Source organism: Streptomyces sp. NPDC002787, from assembly GCF_053592095.1.
Genome location: NZ_JBSFVC010000003.1, coordinates 26937 through 43991, shown reverse-complemented (window position 1 = coordinate 43991; position 17055 = coordinate 26937). Strand labels below are relative to the sequence as shown.

At 71.0% G+C, this 17055-nt stretch carries 12 protein-coding genes, 1 tRNA gene, 1 pseudogene and 1 riboswitch; of the genes and pseudogenes, 10 read left to right on the top strand and 4 right to left on the bottom strand.

What is annotated here, in order from left to right:
* Nucleotides 1-53: 53 nt before the first annotated feature.
* Both ACWD26_RS04250 and ACWD26_RS04245 read right to left on the bottom strand, forming a co-directional pair.
* Nucleotides 54-530, bottom strand: a complete 477-nt coding sequence (locus ACWD26_RS04250) for a roadblock/LC7 domain-containing protein (RefSeq protein WP_451266055.1) — start codon at nt 528-530, stop codon at nt 54-56.
* Nucleotides 511-3198 carry an ATP-binding protein gene (locus ACWD26_RS04245; RefSeq protein WP_451266053.1) on the bottom strand — a complete coding sequence of 896 codons (2688 nt, stop codon included), beginning with the start codon at nt 3196-3198 and terminating at the stop codon, nt 511-513. Before ACWD26_RS04245 ends, ACWD26_RS04250 begins: the two co-directional genes overlap by 20 nt.
* Before the next feature lie 516 nt (nt 3199-3714).
* Here ACWD26_RS04245 and ACWD26_RS04240 point away from each other — a divergent pair.
* The 5 genes and pseudogenes from ACWD26_RS04240 to cyaB all read left to right on the top strand — a co-directional run bounded on the left by ACWD26_RS04240 (nt 3715) and on the right by cyaB (nt 10283).
* A complete protein-coding gene (locus ACWD26_RS04240; RefSeq protein WP_451266051.1) occupies nt 3715-4857 on the top strand; it encodes a substrate-binding domain-containing protein in 1143 nt (380 codons plus the stop codon).
* Nucleotides 4858-4982: 125 nt separating this feature from the next.
* A complete protein-coding gene (locus tag ACWD26_RS04235) occupies nt 4983-5483 on the top strand; it encodes a hypothetical protein (RefSeq protein WP_451266049.1) in 501 nt (166 codons plus the stop codon).
* Nucleotides 5480-6753, top strand: a pseudogene (locus ACWD26_RS04230) (epoxide hydrolase family protein). Before ACWD26_RS04235 ends, ACWD26_RS04230 begins: the two are co-directional and overlap by 4 nt.
* Nucleotides 6754-6990: 237 nt before the next feature.
* Entirely contained in the window at nt 6991-9324 is a 2334-nt protein-coding gene (locus ACWD26_RS04225; protein WP_451266047.1) for a beta-alanine-activating enzyme beta-propeller domain-containing protein, read from the top strand.
* A 389-nt stretch (nt 9325-9713) separates the two neighbouring features.
* Entirely contained in the window at nt 9714-10283 is a 570-nt protein-coding gene (gene cyaB, locus ACWD26_RS04220) for a class IV adenylate cyclase (RefSeq protein ID WP_451266624.1), read from the top strand.
* A gap of 75 nt (nt 10284-10358) precedes the next feature.
* Here the strand turns inward: cyaB and ACWD26_RS04215 are convergent.
* Nucleotides 10359-10432, bottom strand: a tRNA-Met gene (locus ACWD26_RS04215).
* Nucleotides 10433-10547: 115 nt separating this feature from the next.
* Nucleotides 10548-11711, bottom strand: a complete 1164-nt coding sequence (locus ACWD26_RS04210; RefSeq protein WP_451266045.1) for a dihydrofolate reductase family protein — start codon at nt 11709-11711, stop codon at nt 10548-10550.
* Nucleotides 11712-11804: 93 nt separating this feature from the next.
* Here ACWD26_RS04210 and ACWD26_RS04205 point away from each other — a divergent pair, with 93 nt between their 5' ends.
* The 5 genes from ACWD26_RS04205 to ACWD26_RS04185 all read left to right on the top strand — a co-directional run bounded on the left by ACWD26_RS04205 (nt 11805) and on the right by ACWD26_RS04185 (nt 17052).
* Nucleotides 11805-12359 carry a MarR family winged helix-turn-helix transcriptional regulator gene (locus ACWD26_RS04205; protein WP_451266043.1) on the top strand — a complete coding sequence of 185 codons (555 nt, stop codon included), beginning with the start codon at nt 11805-11807 and terminating at the stop codon, nt 12357-12359.
* 216 nt (nt 12360-12575) lie between these two features.
* Nucleotides 12576-13235 (top strand): GTP cyclohydrolase II, encoded by a 660-nt coding sequence (locus ACWD26_RS04200; RefSeq protein ID WP_451266042.1) that lies wholly within the window; start codon nt 12576-12578, stop codon nt 13233-13235.
* A gap of 109 nt (nt 13236-13344) precedes the next feature.
* On the top strand, nt 13345-14466 hold the full coding sequence (locus ACWD26_RS04195; protein WP_451266041.1) for a PP2C family protein-serine/threonine phosphatase: 1122 nt from the start codon (nt 13345-13347) through the stop codon (nt 14464-14466).
* Between the two features lie 269 nt (nt 14467-14735).
* A riboswitch (cyclic di-AMP (ydaO/yuaA leader) is annotated at nt 14736-14893 on the top strand.
* 11 nt (nt 14894-14904) lie between these two features.
* The gene (locus ACWD26_RS04190) at nt 14905-15966 is read left to right on the top strand and encodes a M23 family metallopeptidase (RefSeq protein ID WP_451266039.1); all 1062 of its coding nucleotides are present in this window, start codon (nt 14905-14907) and stop codon (nt 15964-15966) included.
* 141 nt (nt 15967-16107) lie between these two features.
* Nucleotides 16108-17052, top strand: a complete 945-nt coding sequence (locus tag ACWD26_RS04185) for an aldo/keto reductase (protein WP_451266037.1) — start codon at nt 16108-16110, stop codon at nt 17050-17052.
* The last annotated feature ends 3 nt before the right edge of the window (nt 17053-17055 follow it).

Below are 17055 nucleotides of genomic sequence, written 5' to 3'. Positions count from 1 at the left end.
GTGCTGCGGCCGCGCTCCGACCGTGCCCCGGCCGCGCCCTGGTGTCGGGACGGTCAGTCGGCCGACGCGGCACCGACGTTCTTCTTGAGTTCCAGCACCAGTTGGGGGGTGAGCGCGCCTCCGGCGCGGTTGGCGAAGAGGGTCATCTCGTAGGCGATGTTGCCCAGCTTCGCCTCTCGGGAGGTCACCACGCCGAGGACGGCACCGCAGCCGATGGCCGACACCAGCACGTGGCCGCCTTCCAGATCGATGATGACCTTGTTGAGGCCGCCCAGGTCGTAGTTGCCGGAGGCGCCCGCGGCGAGGCTGGTCATGCCGGACACGATCGCGGCGAGGCGCTCGGAGTCGGCGTGGTCGCGCAGCCGGGAAGCCGCGATCAGCAGACCGTCGGACGACACCGCGATGGCGTCGACGACACCGGCGGTGTCCTCGGCGAACCGGTCGAGGAGCCAGGTGAAGTCGGCCGCGGCGGTTCGCAGGTCGGTGGGTTTCGTCTGTTCGGAACTGCTGTCACCTGTCGACGTGGTCACTGCCGGACTCCCTCTGGGTTTCCCTCTGGTTCTTCTGATGTGCTGACGCTGTCGGCTCCGGCCCGTTCAGGGCGATGTCCTGCTCCGCCCTGCGTACGGCGGCCTCGAAGTCGTCGAGTTCCGCGCGGACCGCGTCGGCGTCGGCGGGGGGTTGTGCGACCGCGTTCGCCCGATCCGTCGGTGGGCTGGTCCTGGCGAGCGTCGCCCCGCGTACTCGCCTCCGCAGGGGGCGGGGCGCGTCCGTCCCGGGCTGCTGTTCGGTGATCGCGGCCCCGTTCGCGGGGGCGGGGCGGGTGCTGGCCGGGACACGTCGTGGGAGGCCCTGTGGCGACGGGGGCATCGGCCGGGTGTCGGGGGCGAGGGCCGTCCGCGCGGGCCGGGGTCCTCGGTTCGCGTGGGCGTTCGCCTTCGCGAGCGCGTGCACGTGCGCGGTCGGGTGCTCGGGGTCGGGGCCGGGACCGACGCCTTCGGGGCCAACGTCCGCGGGGTCTCCGGGGACCATGCCTGCGGGGTCTCCGGTGTCCATGTCCGCGGGGCTCTGCTCGGCGCCCACCGCGTCCCCGTGGGCTGTGTTGTGCGCCGGGCTCGCGCCCTCGTGGGCCTTCGAGGCGTCGACCAGCGGCACCGGAGGCACCGGAGGCACTGGAGGCACCGGAGGCGTCACCTTCGGTTTGCTCACCAGCGCGACGGACCCCTGCAGGTCCACAGAGCTCATGGTCAGCAGGAGAGCGGCGGGTATCCACACGGTGCCGGTGACCCCGCCGCCCGGTGTGCGGCTGAGCGTCACCTCCATGCCCCAGCGCCGGGCGATGCTGCCGACGACGAAGAGGCCGAGCACCTTGGTCGGCACGAGGTCGAGCCGTTCCCGGCGTATCAGGCGGGCGTTCTCGTCCGCGAGGCGTTCCGCGCTCATCCCCAGGCCGTGGTCGATGACCTCGACCAGCGCACCGCCGTCCGAGGTGACGTCGGTGCCGGGGCGGACGACCACCTCGACGGCGGTGTGGGAGGGGGAGAAGGCGACCGCGTTCTCCAGCAGCTCGGCGAGCATCAGGGTGAGGTCGCCGATGATGTCGGGGGCGATGGTGACGTCCGCCTCGGCCCGCAGCGACACCCGCTGGAATCCCTCGATCCGGCCGAGCCCCGCCCGTATGACGTTGGCCAGGGAGGTCGGCCGGGCCTCGACACCGGTCTCCCGGATGCCGGCGAGCAGCATCAGGCTGTCGGCGTTGCGCTGAAGGCGTACGGCGATGTGGTCGATGCGGTAGAGCTGTTCGAGGAGGTCGGGGTCGGTCTCCTCGCGTTCGGCGGCGTCGATCAGCATGAGCTGACGTGAGGTCAGGTTGCTGACCCGGCGGCCCACGTTGCCGAACATCTCGGCGACGTTGCGCCGGCTCAGCACCTGCCGCTCCAGCAACGCGGCGGCGGTGACCTGCACCTGGTTGAACGCCTCGGCCAACTCGCCGATCTCGTCCCGGACCGGGACGGGGATCGCCCGCGGCCGCAGTGGCGTGCTGGTGTCGGCCCCCTCGTCGTCCGCGATCCGGGCCAGTTCCTCCCCCGCCACGTCGACGACCTGCTGTGCGGCGCCTGTGAGGGCCGCCAGCGGGCGTACGACCGAGCGCCGGACGAGGATGGAGAAGGCCAGCCAGGTGGCGAAGCCGAGGAGGGCCAGGCCGAGCAGGACCAGCGCCTCCCGCAGGGCGCTGGTGGAGATGGCGTCGGCCTGGGCCGCGACCTGACGGATCAGCGACCGGGTGATGCCGAGACGGGTCTCGGCCTGCTGTGCCCCGGCGGCGATCTCCTTGCGCAACTGCTGAGGTGTCTGGCCCTGGAGGGAGCCGGGATCGATCTGGAGCTCCGCGAACTGCGACTCGATGCCGTTCTGCTCGGAACCGCGCTCGATACCGCTGAGGGTCAGGACCTGGCCCGGTGTGGCGATCCGGCTGAACCGGTCCGCCTCGTGGTCGTAGAGCGCGCGGGCGCTGACGGCGCGGGAGTACTCGGTGAGGGCGTTGGCGTCACGGGTGTGCGCGGAGAACACCGCGCTCTCGAAGGCGGCGTGGGCGGAGTCGGCGCGCAGCACCGCGTCGAGCAGAGTGGTGACCGCGGACGACGAGGTGTCGGAGAAGTGTTCGAGTCCGATGCCGTCGATCAGGTAGTCGACCGCGGAGGCGTACGCGGGGTCGATGCCGGCGGCGGGGACATAGCCCCGTTCGAGCTTGTCCCGCAGGACGGCCAGACCGCCGATGTACTCAAGGGCCTGTTTCTCCTCGGTCGGCAGGCTCGACCCGAACGCGGAACGCACGACGGCGACCTGTGTGTCGGTGTCCTGTTGCGCCTGGCGGTAGTCGGTGAGCGACGGCAGAGCGGCCCCGGGGCGGGCCGTCTCGTAGCGCACCGACAGCGCGAGTGCCTGCCGGTGTTCGGCCTGTACGTCGTTGATCAGCCTCGCGACCTGCTCGCTGTCGCGCACCAGGTCGGCGATCCGGTCGGCGTCCCGGGCCCGTTCCAGCTGGCTGACGATCGCGGCGCCGAGCAGCAGGCCGACGACCGCGATGGGGGCGGTCACCAGGACGTTGAGTTTCCGCCGGAACGGCCATCGGTCGAGCACGGCGCCCGCTCTCCGGCGCAACGGTGTCGTCGCCTCCTCCACTGCGTTCGCGGACACCCGGGCCTCCTTCGTCGATTTCCTGGCGGTGACCGAGTGTCGTTCGTGCCGGACCGCTAGCCGCCGGGAACGGAGCGTGACACTTTCGACGCCCCCATCGCTGATAGGTACGAAGCGATTGCGCCACGTGTCCGAATCCGGCCGTGCGGAGACTATCGTTCGGGCGGAGGTTCGATCGGCGATATGCCATCAAGAGTTGATTACGAATTATTTCAAGCCTTATGTATGGACATAGCGCTTCCTCGTCGCGAGCTCTGGGGTGCGCTAATGTCCGGTCCGCTTTCCGGTGCGCGGTGCGGAGCGAGGGTTGCGCGGTGCGAGGGTTGCGCGATGCGCGATGTGCTGTGCGCGATGTGCGGTGCGCCGTGCCCGTCGGCGTGACTGGCCTTCATCCGCGCTCTGCTACATTCCCCGGCGCACGCTCCGGCCAGGCCCGGGAAGCCGTCGGCGTCGCCCTTTGACCATCTCCTCCCCCCACTGCCCCGTACCCTCTGTTGCCCTGCGAGGAGACCTCCCGTGCACGCCACCCGTCAGGCGCCAATGCCGGCCGCCGTGTTGCTGGCCCTGGCCACCGCTCTCGTCGGCTGCGACAGCGGCTCGACCACCGCCGCGGCCACGGCCGACTCGGCCGAGCCCGGCTGCCCCACCGTCCTCACGCAAGCCAAGTCGGCGGTCAAGAAGGCCGAAAGCGTCGACGCGCCGTGGGGCGGTCCGACCACCGGCCCCCGGGCGGTCCCCGGCAAGACCGTCGTCTTCGTCGCCCAGACCCTGGCCAACCCCGGGGTGACCGGCGTCGCCCAGGGTGCCGAGGAGGCCGCCAAGGTCATGGGCTGGAAGGTCCGCGTCATCAACGGCCAGGGCACGCCCGCCGGCATCAAGGCCGCCTTCGCCGAGGCCGTGGCCCTCAAGCCCGACGGCATAGTCATCGGCGGTTTCGACCCCGCATCCGCTGACCGGCAGGTCCGTCAGGCCAGGGCCGCGGGTATCCCGCTGATCGGCTGGCACGCCGCCCAGACTCCCGGCCCCAGCAGGGACCCGGAACTCTTCAGCAACATCACCACCAGGGTCGAGGACGTCGCGAAGATCAGTGCCGACTGGATCATCGCCCGCTCCAACGGCCGTGCGGGCGTGGTCCTGTTCACCGACGCCTCGATACCCTTCGCCAAGCGCAAGTCGGATCTGATCAAGAAGGAACTCGCCACCTGTTCCGGCATCAGGCTGCTGAGCTACGAGGACATCCCCATCCCCGAAGCGAACAGCCGTACGGTCGGGGCGGTTTCCTCCCTCCTCTCCCGTTTCGGCAGCGAGTGGACCTACTCCGCCGCCATCAACGACCTCTACTTCGAGCACGCCGCCCCCGCCCTGCGCGCCGACGGCCTGCAGGGTGCCGGCGCCCCGTTCAACATCGGCGCCGGAGACGGCGACCCGTCGGCGTTCCAGCGCATCAACGGCAGGGAGTACCAGGCCGCCACCGTGCCCGAGCCCCTCTCCGAACAGGGCTGGCAGATCGTCGACGAGTTCAACCGCGCGTTCGCCGGTGAAACCGACAGCGGATACGTCGCCCCGGTCCACATCGCCACCGCCTCCAACAGCGGCGGCGCCCTGGCATGGGACTCGGAGGGCTATCGCCAGGCCTACCGAAAAATCTGGGGCAAGTAGACAACCGCCCCACCGACCCTGCGGCACAACACCCGGCCCGCCTTCGGCCCACCCGGGCGCTGCCGCGTTCCCCGATGGTGTCAGGCTACCTTGACGTCAAGGTAGCCTGACGGGAGACTCGAGTCATGGCGACGACTCCTGATGACCTCGACGGTCGGTTCACCTTGCCGACGGCGGTGGCGCGGTACGACGCACTGCGGACGCGGGACGCTCTCGCGGCGCCGGACGACGAGGGCAACGGCGGTGGTGTCGGCCTGGCTGGCGGACAGGGTGATCCGGAGAGCGTGCCGTTGTCGCGGGGTGAGGCGCTGGAGTTGCTCGCCCTGGGTGAGGTGATCGCCCGCAAGGCCGTGTACGGGCGTCAGTTGTCCGTTCGTTCCGCACGGCGGGCCGGTGCGTCGTGGTCCCAGATCGGCGCGGCCCTCGGCACGACCAAACAGGCGGCTTGGGAGGCCCACAAGCGCTGGATCGACGAGCAGGCAAAGCGGGAGGAGGACCCCGGGCACTGGGGTTGGGACGAGGGTGACGTCGAGGCCGCACACCGGCTCGCCGGTGAACCCGAGGAGGACGAAGGGAGCGAGGAGAGGCAAGAGGACCGGAAGAGGAAGAAGGGGGAGAGGGCATGAGCGGGCCTGTGCGGGCGGCGTCCGGCTCCACCGTCCGTCCCACGATCCGACCTACGGTCCATCCCGCCGTCCGTCCCTTCGAACTCGACGTCCCTCAAGCGGCCCTGAACGACCTGGCCGCACGGCTCGACGCCACCCGGTGGCCGGACGAGCCCACCGCCCCGGGCTGGTCGCAAGGTGTACCGCTCACGTATCTCAAGGAATTGGTGGCGTACTGGCGCACCGCCTACGACTGGCGCGCACGAGGCGCACCGCCTACGACTGGCGCGCACGAGGCGCACCGCCTACGGCTGGCGCGCACGAGGCGCACCTGAACCGGTTCCCCCAGTTCATGACGACGATCGACGGGGCGGACGTCCACTTCCTCCATGTCCGTTCCCCCGAACCGGACGCCTTGCCGCTGCTGCTCACCCATGGCTGGCCGGGATCCGTCGTGGAGTTCCTCGACGTCATCGGCCCGTTGACCGATCCGCGTGCACACGGTGGCCGCGCGCCGACCGACGCCTTCGACCTCGTGATCCCGTCGATCCCGGGCTTCGGCCTGTCGGGACCGACGCGGGCCCCCGGTTGGGGCATCCGTCGGGTCGCGGGTGCATGGGCCGAGTTGATGCGGCGGCTGGGATACGAGCGTTACGGCGCCCAGGGCGGTGACTGGGGCCACGCGATCACCCTGGAGCTGGCGGCCCTGGTGCCCGAGCGGGTCATCGGTATTCACCTCAACACCCTGCTGACCCTGCCCCCGGACGACCCCGCCGTGGCCGCCGAGCTCACGGACGACGACCGCGCCCGCCTCGATCGGCTCCTCGCCGCAGAGCCCGAGATATCCGCGTACGCAAAGGTCCAGGGAACCCGCCCACAGACCCTCGCCTACGCGCTGACCGACTCCCCGGTGGGGCAACTCGCCTGGATCGTGAAGAAGTTCAAGGAGTGGACCGACAGCACCGACGTACCCGAGGACGCGGTCCCGCGCGACCGCCTGCTGACGAACGTGATGCTGTACTGGCTCACGGGGACCGCGGGATCTTCGGCCCGCCACTACTGGGAGGCGGCTCATCCGTCGGAGGGGGCTCGCACCGGCACGCCCACCGGCACGCCCACCGGCGTTGCCGTCTTCGCAGCCGACATCGCCCGCCCCGTCCGCCGACTCGCCGAACGCGAGCACGACATCATCCACTGGTCCGAATTCCCCCGAGGCGGCCATTTCGCCGCGATGGAACAACCTGATCTGTTCACCGCCGATGTCCGTGCCTTCTTCCGCCGCTTCCGCTGACGGCCACCTCTCCCTTTCGGGTGTTCACACTGCTGACTCGTCGGCCCAGGTGCTGTCACCGTGACAGGGGACCCGTACGGGAACCTTCGCGTCCATGTGTCGCGTCCGACCGCACAGTGAGGTGCGGATTCCGTGTGGGGCGGACATCATGGACGAGAACGTATCCGGGGGCGGACAGCCCTCAGGTGGGGCAGGGGGCCCATGGCACAGGCGTTGGAAAGTGGCGACCCTCGGCAGGTGGGGCCCTACCGGATCGTGGGCCGCCTCGGTGCGGGTGGGATGGGGCGCGTCTATCTCGGAGTGTCGCCGGGCGGCCGTGCGGTCGCGGTCAAGACCATCCGGCCCGAACTGACTTACGATCCCGCGTTCCGTGAGCGGTTCGCCCGGGAGGCGGCGGCCGCCCGGGCCGTCAGCGGGGCGTTCACGGCCGCCGTCGTCGACGCGGACCCGTACGGGGAACCGCCCTGGCTCGCCACCGTCCATGTCGCGGGCATCTCGCTCGACGACACCATCGCGCGCCACGGACCGCTGCCCGAGTCCTCGGTGCTCGCCCTGGGAGCCGGGCTGACCGAGGCGCTCCAGGCCATTCACACCGCGGGTCTCGTCCACCGGGACCTGAAGCCCTCCAACGTGCTCTTGGCCCCGGACGGCCCCAAGGTGATCGACTTCGGCATCGCGATCACCGCCGGATCGAGCTCGCTGACCCGCAGCGGAGTCGTCGTCGGCACCCCCGCGTACATGTCGCCCGAGCAACTGACGGGCGGACGGGCCGGTACGGCAGCCGATGTGTTCGCCCTCGGTGGGGTACTCGTCTTCGCCGCCACCGGCGAGGGCGCCTTCGGGTCCGGTCCTTCGCTCGGCGTCGGCTACCGCGTGGTCCATGACGAACCGCGTCTGTCCGCCGTCCCCGCAGGTCTGCGTCCCCTGCTCGGCCGTTGTCTCGACAAGGTTCCCGGCCGCCGGCCCACCGTCTCGGAACTGCTCGCCGAGTTCGCCGGCCGTATCCTCCCGGCGCCCGAAGCGGAGTACGGCACGGACACGGTGACCCTCGCCCTCCAAGGCGGCGCCTGGCTGCCCACGTCCGTGGCCTCTTCCGTGCGGCGCGCCGGGGAGACGGGCGGCATGGGCGCGATGGGCGGGGTCGGCGGCGTGGGCGGGGCCGGCGGGACTCCGGTGCCCGATGCGGTGACCGCGCCGGGCATGACGACGGGAGCAGAGGTACCGGAGACAGCAGAAGTGCCGAGGACCTCAGGGGCGGCACCGGAACCCGGCACGCGGACTGTGGCAGCCGTGGGCACGGCGGACCCGCGCATCCCTGCCGACCTGCGTCCTCCTGCCGACCCGCACGCCCCTGCCGACCTGCGTCCTCCTGCCGATCCGCACGCCGCTGCCGACCTGCGCCCCCTTGCCACGCCCCTTGCCGCCCCCCGCCCTCCCGCAGACCCCCGCTACGCCAGCGCTCCGCCCCGTCGCCGCGTGCTGGCCGTGCTCGCCGGAGTGGGTGGCGTCGCCGCCGTGGGCGTGGGCACGTACCTGCTGGGGCGTAACGAGCAGGACCCCGACAAGGGCTCCGGCAACGACACCCTGAAGGACCCGGGCGCCGCGCCGACCCCGGGAGGCCTGAGATGGAAGCGCGGCACCGGAGGCCCGGTGGCGCCCGCGCTCCTCGCCGCGGGCGGGCTGGTGTACGCCGGCAGCAGGGACGGGAGCATGTACGCCCTGGAGGCCGAGACCGGCAAGCCGCGCTGGCAGTTCAGCACGGGCAACGGCGTCTACACCTGTCCCGCCGTGGCCGGTGGCCTGGCCTACTTCGGCAGCGCGGACTACCACCTCTACGCCGTCGACGTGAAGACCGGCGAGCAGCGCTGGCAGTTCAGCGCCGGCGGAGAGGTCAACTCCTCGCCGGTGGTCGCCGGGGGAGTGGTCTACGCGGGCAGTGACGACGCGCGGCTGTACGCCGTGGACGCCCGCTCGGGTGACCGGAAGTGGACGTTCGCCGCCGAGGGCCGGATCCGTTCGTCCCCGGTCGTCGCATGGAACAAGGTCTACGTCGGAAGTGAGGACTCCCGGCTCTACGCCGTCGACGCGGCGACCGGCGAGCAGCGCTGGGCCTTCGCGACCGACGGCGACGTCAAGTCCTCACCGGCGATCGCCGACCGCGTCGTCTACGTGGGCAGCTACGACGGCAACCTCTACGCCGTCAACTGCGACACCGGCGACCTCCTCTGGACCTTCGCCACCCGAGGCGGGGTGGGCTCCTCGCCGGTGGTGTCCGGCGGAGTCGTCTACGTCGGCAGCGACGACGGCAACCTGTACGCCGTCGACGCCCTCACCGGCGACCAGAGGTGGAAGTTCACCGTCGGCGCCGTCGTCTACTCCTCACCGGCCGTCCTCGGCGACGCCGTGTACGTCGGCAGCAAGAACGGCAACCTCTACGCCGTACGAACGGACACCGGCAAGCCCCTGTGGACGTACCGCACCGGCGCGGACATCCGCTCCTCCCCCACGGCGACCGACGCCACGGTCTACGTCGGCAACGACAGCGGCACGGTCTTCGCGGTCAACCGCTGAACACCGTCGCCCAGCACCGCGAGAAGCTCTGTCGGCCGAGTCTTTGGCGCCCCCTCCGCCCGCCGAGCCCGCTCCGTCCACCGAATCTCCGGCACCCGCTCTCCGCCCCCACCACGTCCGCTCCATCCGCCACACGCTCCCTGTCCACTGCGTCCACCCCGTCCACCGTGGCTGTTCCGTCCGCCTTAGAGGGCCTTCCAAGAAGGCATGTCGACAGGCTTACCAGGAAGGGGGCGCGACTGCGGCCGGCCGAAGGCGGCGCCCCCTGCGACCACGGCGTCCACTTCCCGGCCGCCCCGACAGCGACGGCGACGGGATCTCCCCTCCCGCGCGGTCGGCGGGGATAAGTGGGAGGGAGGGGGAGAGCGGTGCGAGGAGAGGAACGGCTCGTGATCGAGGCGGAGTTGAAGGCAAGGGTCCGTGCCCCGGAGGCGGTCGCGCGGGCGCTCGACGAGCGGGCCGAGGGCCGGTCCGAGACGTACCAGGACACGTACTACGACCTGCCGGACGGCAGTCTGCGCGCACGGGACGAGGAACTGCGGCTGCGCTTCCTGGTCGACCACGCCACGGGCGACCGCCGGACACTGCTCACCTTCAAGGGGGCCGCCGTCGACGAGGCGTCCGGTTCGAAGCCCGAGTACGAGACGCGGGTCGGGGACTCCCAGATCACGCACGCCATCCTGGAGCACCTCGGTTACGTGCCGGCGATCGTGTTCGAGAAGCGCTGCCGCAACCATGCCTTCGAGGCGTACGGCCGACGCATGCTCGCCACCCTCGTACGCGTCCCCGAACTGGACGGCACGTTCCTGGAGATCGAGACCCAGGTGCAGGAGGAGTCCGAGGTCACCCCGGCCCTCGACGACATCCGCGCGGTACTCACCGATCTCGGCATCGCCCCGGAGGACCTCACCCGGGAGCTGTACACGGACGCGGTGGCAGCGGCCCGACGTGCCCAGTGAGGGCGTGGAGTGTCAGGACGTGGGCACACACCTTGGGCCCGGAATCCTTGCGGATTCCGGGCCCCAGGCCTTCAGTAGCGGGGACAGGATTTGAACCTGCGACCTCTGGGTTATGAGCCCAGCGAGCTACCGAGCTGCTCCACCCCGCGTCGTTGAAACCAGTGTACGCCATGTGCGGGACCCCAAGCACACGGGTTTACGACGACCGCCGATCACCACTGATTCACCCGGCTCCACCCGGCTCCAGTCGGCATCACTCACACTTCACTCAGCGGCCAGCAGATGCCCGTTCGGCGCCTTCGCCCGCTCCTCGTACTCCGGCAGTACGACGACCTCGGCACCCTCCGCCGAGAGCACCGCGTTGCCGACGGAGGCGTCCGCGACGAACGTGTCCGGCTCGCGCCACGCCGTGACGACTCGGCGGACACCCGCGTCGAGGAGGAGCCGGGCGCAGGGCGCGGGGCGGGAGGCGCGGCGGGCACACGGTTCGAGGCTGCTGTAGACCGTGGCGGAGGCGAGGCGCGGGTCGCCGGCGTCAAGCTTGGCGAGGGCGGCCTCCTCGGCGTGGACCACGGGGTCGCCGTCCTCGCGGGAGTGGCCGCGGGCCAGTTCCGTGCCGTCCTCGGCGACCACGACCGCCCCCACGCTGAAGGCGGTCCGCGAGGGCGGGCACGCGGCGGCCAGTTCGCAGGCCAGCGCCAGCCAGCGCCGGTCGGCGGCGGAGACGGACGGACCGGTGCCGGGGACGGTCGGGACGTACCGGATGAGGACGACGTCGCCGACCGGCCGGGTCTCCAGCAGACGGAGCCGGCTCTTCGGCCCACCGGGGTACGCGCCCGTACCGAACATGCGCGGCGCGTCCGACTCGCCCACGAACACCGGCGCGACGGCCAGCTGCAGCTCGTCCGCGAGCCCCTGCTGGAGCAGCTGGGTGTGCACGCGACCGCCGCCCTCCACCATGAGGCGACGGATGCCGCGTACGTCGCCGAGGTGGTCGAGGACGGCGGGCCACTCCACGTCGGGGCCGAGGGACACGACATCCACGCCGTTCGGGCCGGTCGGCAGAACCGGTCCGCGCAGCCGCTCCGCGCCCTTCTCCGTCGTGTACACGACCTTCTCGCCGCCGGTGTGCCAGAACTGGGCCGTCGGGTCGAGGTCGCCGGACGCGCTGACCGCGACCTTCAGCGGATACTCCGGGAGTCCTGCGGCGACACGGGCCGCGCGGCGCTCGGGGGAGTTGACCAGCAGCCGGGGGTTGTCGGTGCGCAGGGTGCCGGCGCCGATCAGGATGGCGTCGTTGGCCGCGCGCACCTCGTCGACCCGGTCGAAGTCGGCCGGGCCGGAGAGCAGCAGCCGTTCGGGGCCGGTGTCGTCCAGGAAGCCGTCGAGGGAGACGGCGGCGGACAACAGGACGTAGGGCTGGGGCATGGACGCGCTCCCTGACGGTGATGTGACGACGGCTACGGCCTTGGTTACGGCTGCGGCTTGGTTCAAGTTTTAAACAATAACTACACTGTACGTATGACGACCCGCTGGCTCACCCCCGAGGAACAGCGTGCCTGGCGTGCCTACGTGGCCGCGAGTTCCCTCCTCGAGGACGCGCTCGACCGGCAGCTCCAGCAGGAGGCCGGCCTGCCGCACCTCTATTACTCCGTGCTGGCGGCCCTCTCCGAGGTGCCCGAACGCCGGATGCGGATGACCGACCTCGCCGCGCACCTGAAGATCACGCGCAGTCGGCTGACATACGCCGTGACCCGGCTGGAGAAGGACGGTGTGGTGCGGCGCGAGGACTGCCAGTGGGACAAGCGGGGCAGCGTCGCCGTGCTCACCGATGAGGGCATGGCCCTGCTGGAGCGCACGGCACCGGGCCATGTCGAAACGGTCCGCAAGGCCGTCTTCGACCACCTCAGCCCGGAGCAGATCGTCCAGTTCGAGGAGATCTGCGGGGCCATCGCGGCAGCGATCCAGGGCGGCGACCCGCAGGCGACCGGCTCGGAGGACCTGCCGTGGCGCCGCCGCGCCTGCCAGCAGTCGAGTCAGCCGAGTCCGTCCCCTCACCCGAGTCCGTCCAGCTAGCCGAGTCCGTCCCCTCACCCGAGTCCGTCCACCAAGCCGAGTTCGTCCAGTCGGCCAGGGCGGTAGCGGCTTTCCGTGAGGGTTCCCTGGGGCGCGGGAATGTGAGCCATCCCAAATCGGGTTGCTTGAAATTTGAAGCAGGGGTTAGAGTCCTGCCGAGCGCCATGCTTCAAATCTGAAGCATGGCGACATCCGCACCAGGACCGGAGAACCCGCATGCCCGACTTTCCCGCTGCCACCCCGCGTGCCCGCGTCCGGGTACCGCTGCGATTCCACGACGGCTACAGCGTCGACACCGAGATGGTCACCTTCCACGGCCTCGTCGACGGCCAGGAGCACGTGGCGATCGTCCTCGGCGACCCCGCGCCCGGTACGGCCCCGCTGGTCCGGCTGCACTCCGAGTGCCTGACCGGTGATGTCTTCGGCTCGGCCCGCTGCGACTGCGGCCCGCAGCTGCGCGAGGCGGTGGAGCGGATCGCCGACCGGGGCGGGGTCCTCCTCTACCTCCGCCAGGAGGGCCGTGGCATCGGCCTCTACAACAAGCTCGACGCGTACGCCCTCCAGGACCAGGGCCTCGACACCTACGAGGCGAACGCGGCCCTCGGCCTGCCGGAGGACGCCCGCGACTACACGTCGGCGGCCCAGATGCTGGGTGCCCTCGGCATCGACGAGCTGGACCTGCTCTCCAACAACCCCGACAAGGCGCAGCAGCTGCGCGACCTCGGCGTCGGCGTCCGGCACCGCGTCCCCACGGGCGTCTTCACCACCGCCCACAACGTCCGCTACCTCCGCGCCAAGGTCCTCCAGACCCAGCACACGCTTCCCCTGCCGGAACTGGCGGACCTGCCGGAACTGACGGAGCTGTCGGCGGGCTGATCCCGGAAAACCGGCCCCCTCGCCCCCTCCCGGCCCGGCCCCCTCCCCTCCCTAGCCCACTCGGCCCCGCCGACTAGCCCCGCGCCCCACCGCCGGAAACCCTGTAGATGTGGGGCAGCCAGAGGGAGCGAGGGAGCCGGCCGGTCGGCGGTTCTCGTACGCCCGCGCGCTCGCCTGCGGCCTGCCCGTCCTGCTGATCGCCATCGGCCTCTTCTATGACCACTTCACCCCGCGCGAGTTCACGGCGGTCCCCTTCTTCACCGCCGCGCCCCTCGTGGCGGCGCCGCTCTTCTCGCTCCACGGCACGCTGATCACCGGCGCCGCCTCGGTCGCCGGCATCACCGCCGTACGGGTCCACTACGGCGACACGGGCCATGTGGACGCGATCACCGAGATCGCGACGGTCGCCACCGTCGCCGTACTGGCCGTGCTCATCAACCGTCTCGTCCGCCGCAGCGACGCCCGGCTCGCCACCGCCCGCGAGATCGCCGAGGCTGCGCAGCGGGCCGTACTGCCGGTGCCGCAGGAGCGGATCGGCGGGCTGGAGATCGCCGCGCGGTACGAGGCCGCGCAGGCCGGGGCGTCGATCGGGGGCGATCTGTACGCGGTGCAGGACTCCCCCCACGGCGTACGGCTGATCGTGGGCGATGTGCGCGGCAAGGGGCTGGGGGCGGTCTCGGCGGTGGCGGTGCTGATCGGCGCGTTCCGGGAGGCGGCCGAGCAGGAGTCGACGCTCGAAGCGGTCGCCCAGCGGCTGGAGCGGGCGCTGGCCCGGGAGGCGGCACGGCGCGAGGCCGCCCGACGGGACGGGACCGTGGAGTACGAGGGGTTCGTCACGGCCGTACTGGCGGAGTTCCCGCACGACGCCGGCCGCGCACGGATCGTCAACCGCGGCCACCCCTCACCCCTGCTGCTGTACGCCGACGGCACCCTGCGCACCCTGGACGCCCCGCAGCCCGCGCTTCCGCTCGGCATGGACGACCTGGGCACCTGGCCGGACCGCGCCGAGGAGACGGGGTTCCCGCCCGGCGCCACGCTGCTCTTCTACACCGACGGCCTCTCCGAGGCCCGCGACAGCCACGGTGTCTTCTACGACCCGGCCGAGCGACTGTCCGGCCGTACGTTCCCCGGCCCGCGCGCCCTGTTGACAACCCTCGCGGACGAGGTGCGCCGCCACACGGGCGACCGCACGACGGACGACATGGCACTCCTCGCGATCCGCCGCCCCTGACACCCCTCCCGCACCTCTCTCTCACATCTCTCGGCGTGGGATCACGGAGCGTGTCCGTTCGAACTTCCTCCGTATAGAAACTGACTTACCGTCAGAACAACTGTTACTCCTGAGGCAAGGTCAACTCGCCCGTTTTCCGCCCTTCATGACCCGTAAAGTCCGAGGCGAAAGCCGGAACGATCATTCAGAACAGCTTGGAATGGAGCGCCCGCGTCTATTAACGTTCGATAACGCAGCGCGGTCGTCCCAGCCGTCACAAGAGACGGCTCCGTGCTCACGCGCCGAATCCCGCAAGGGAACCGGGGAACCACCACCCTGGGGTGAATCGCGCGCAAACCGTCGTGGCAGCACGTCAGGTTTACGCGCGTAGGAGACCTTCCTGCTCCGAACCCGTCAGCTAACCCGGTAGGCGAGAAGGAAGGAAAGGAGTACGCCCACGTGGCGTCGAACCGGTCCGCGACCGAAGCCCCGTTCGTACCTAGCCAACGCGACGGCGAGAGCCAGACGTTCGGCTACGGCAGCTACAACAGCGACAACGAGGGCCCCTGGCAGGAGTGGAACCCCACCGAGGACTCCCTTCGCCCCGCTCGCGGTCGGCACCGCGTCGCCAAGAAGAGCGGCGTACTCGCCCGTGGCGGTCTCGCCCGCAGCTCCACGGTGCTCGGCGTCGGTGTCATAGCCGCCGTCAGTGGCGCCGGCATGGCCAGCGCGCAGTCCGGCAAGGCCCCGGTGTCCATATCGATGCCCGACATGCCGAACGTCGGCTCGGTCTTCGAGGACGACGCCGAGGAGCCGGAGCCGCAGGCCTCCACCAGCCCGCTCAGCAGCGCCGGCCTGATCGCCGCCGACACCGAGCAGGGCGCCGCCGACGCCGGTGAGGCGCTCCGCGCCCGCATCATGGCGCAGGCCGAGTCCCAGCAGGACGCGTTCGACAAGGCCGCCGCCGAGGCCGCCCAGACCGCCGCCGCGGAGAAGGCCGCCGAGCAGGCCGCCAAGGAGAAGAAGGAAGCCGAGGCGAAGGAAGCCGCCGCCAAGAAGAAGGCGGAGGAGGAGGCCGCGGCGAAGAAGGAGGCCGAGCGCCTCGCCGCCCTGGCCAAGCAGTTCGCGCTTCCCACCTCCTCGTACACCCTCACCTCCTCCTTCGGTCAGGCCGGCCCCTACTGGTCCTCCGGCTACCACACCGGCCTCGACTTCGCCGCCCCCACCGGCACGCTCATCAAGGCCGTCCACAGCGGCACGATCACGCAGGCCGGCTACGAGGGCTCCTACGGCTACAAGACCGTCCTCACCCTCGATGACGGCACCGAGATCTGGTACGCCCACCAGTCCTCCATCGGCGTCAGCGTCGGCCAGAAGGTCGCCACCGGCGATGTGATCGGCCGCGTCGGCGCCACCGGCAACGTCACGGGCGCCCACCTCCACATGGAGGTCCACCCCGGCGGCTCCTCCAGCGGCATCGACCCGGCGGCGTGGCTGCGCAGCAAGGGTCTGAACCCGTAAGGGCCAGGTAGGACTCGCAGACCCAGCCGTGCGCCGCGTAACCCGATGAGGGGTGCGCGGCGTTCGTCATGCCCGGACGCTTCACGCATCATTCACGCTGAGGCGGAATGCGGACGTCCGTTCCACCCGTTGACCCTGAACATGACTTCTCTTCGCAAGCTGGGCACGTCCGACATCGAGGTCTTCCCGCTCTCCCTCGGCGGCAACGTCTTCGGCTGGACCGCAGACGAGGCACAGTCCTTCGCCGTCCTCGACGCCTACGCGGCCGGCGGTGGCAACTTCCTCGACACCGCCGACTCCTACTCGGCGTGGGTCGAGGGCAACAAGGGCGGCGAGTCAGAGACGATCATCGGCAAGTGGGTCGGCTCCCGGGGCAACCGCTCCGACGTGGTCATCGCGACCAAGGTGAGCCAGCACCCCGAGTACCGGGGCCTGACGGCGGCCAACATCAAGGCGGCGGCCGACGCGTCCCTCACCCGCCTCGGCACCGACTACATCGACCTCTACTACACGCACTTCGACCAGCCCGAGGTCCCCGTCGAGGAGATCATCACCGCCCTCGACGACCTGGTGAAGGCCGGCAAGGTCCGCGCGATCGCCGCGTCCAACATCACCCCCGAGCGTCTGCGGGCCTCACTGGACTTCTCGGAAGCCGAGGGCCTGGCCCGCTATGTGGCACTCCAGCCCCACTACAACCTGGTCTCGCGGGACACCTACGAGGGCTCCCTCCAGAGCCTCGCCGCCGACCACGGCCTCTCCGCCGTCCCGTACTTCGCCCTCGCCAAGGGCTTCCTCACGGGCAAGTACCGCCCCGGCACGACGATCGACAGCCCCCGGGCAGCCGGCGCCGGCGCCTACCTCGAAACCCCGGCCGGTATCCGGGTCCTCGCCGCGCTCGACGAGATAGCCGAGGCCCGCGGCGTCGCCCACGCCACGGTCGCCCTCGCCTGGCTCACCGCCCAGCCGACCGTCACCGCCCCCATCGCCTCGGCGCGCACCGTCGACCAACTCCCGCCCTTGCTCGCCTCCGCCGACCTCACCCTCACCCCCGACGAAGTGAACCGCTTGACGACGGCGTCGGCGTAGCCG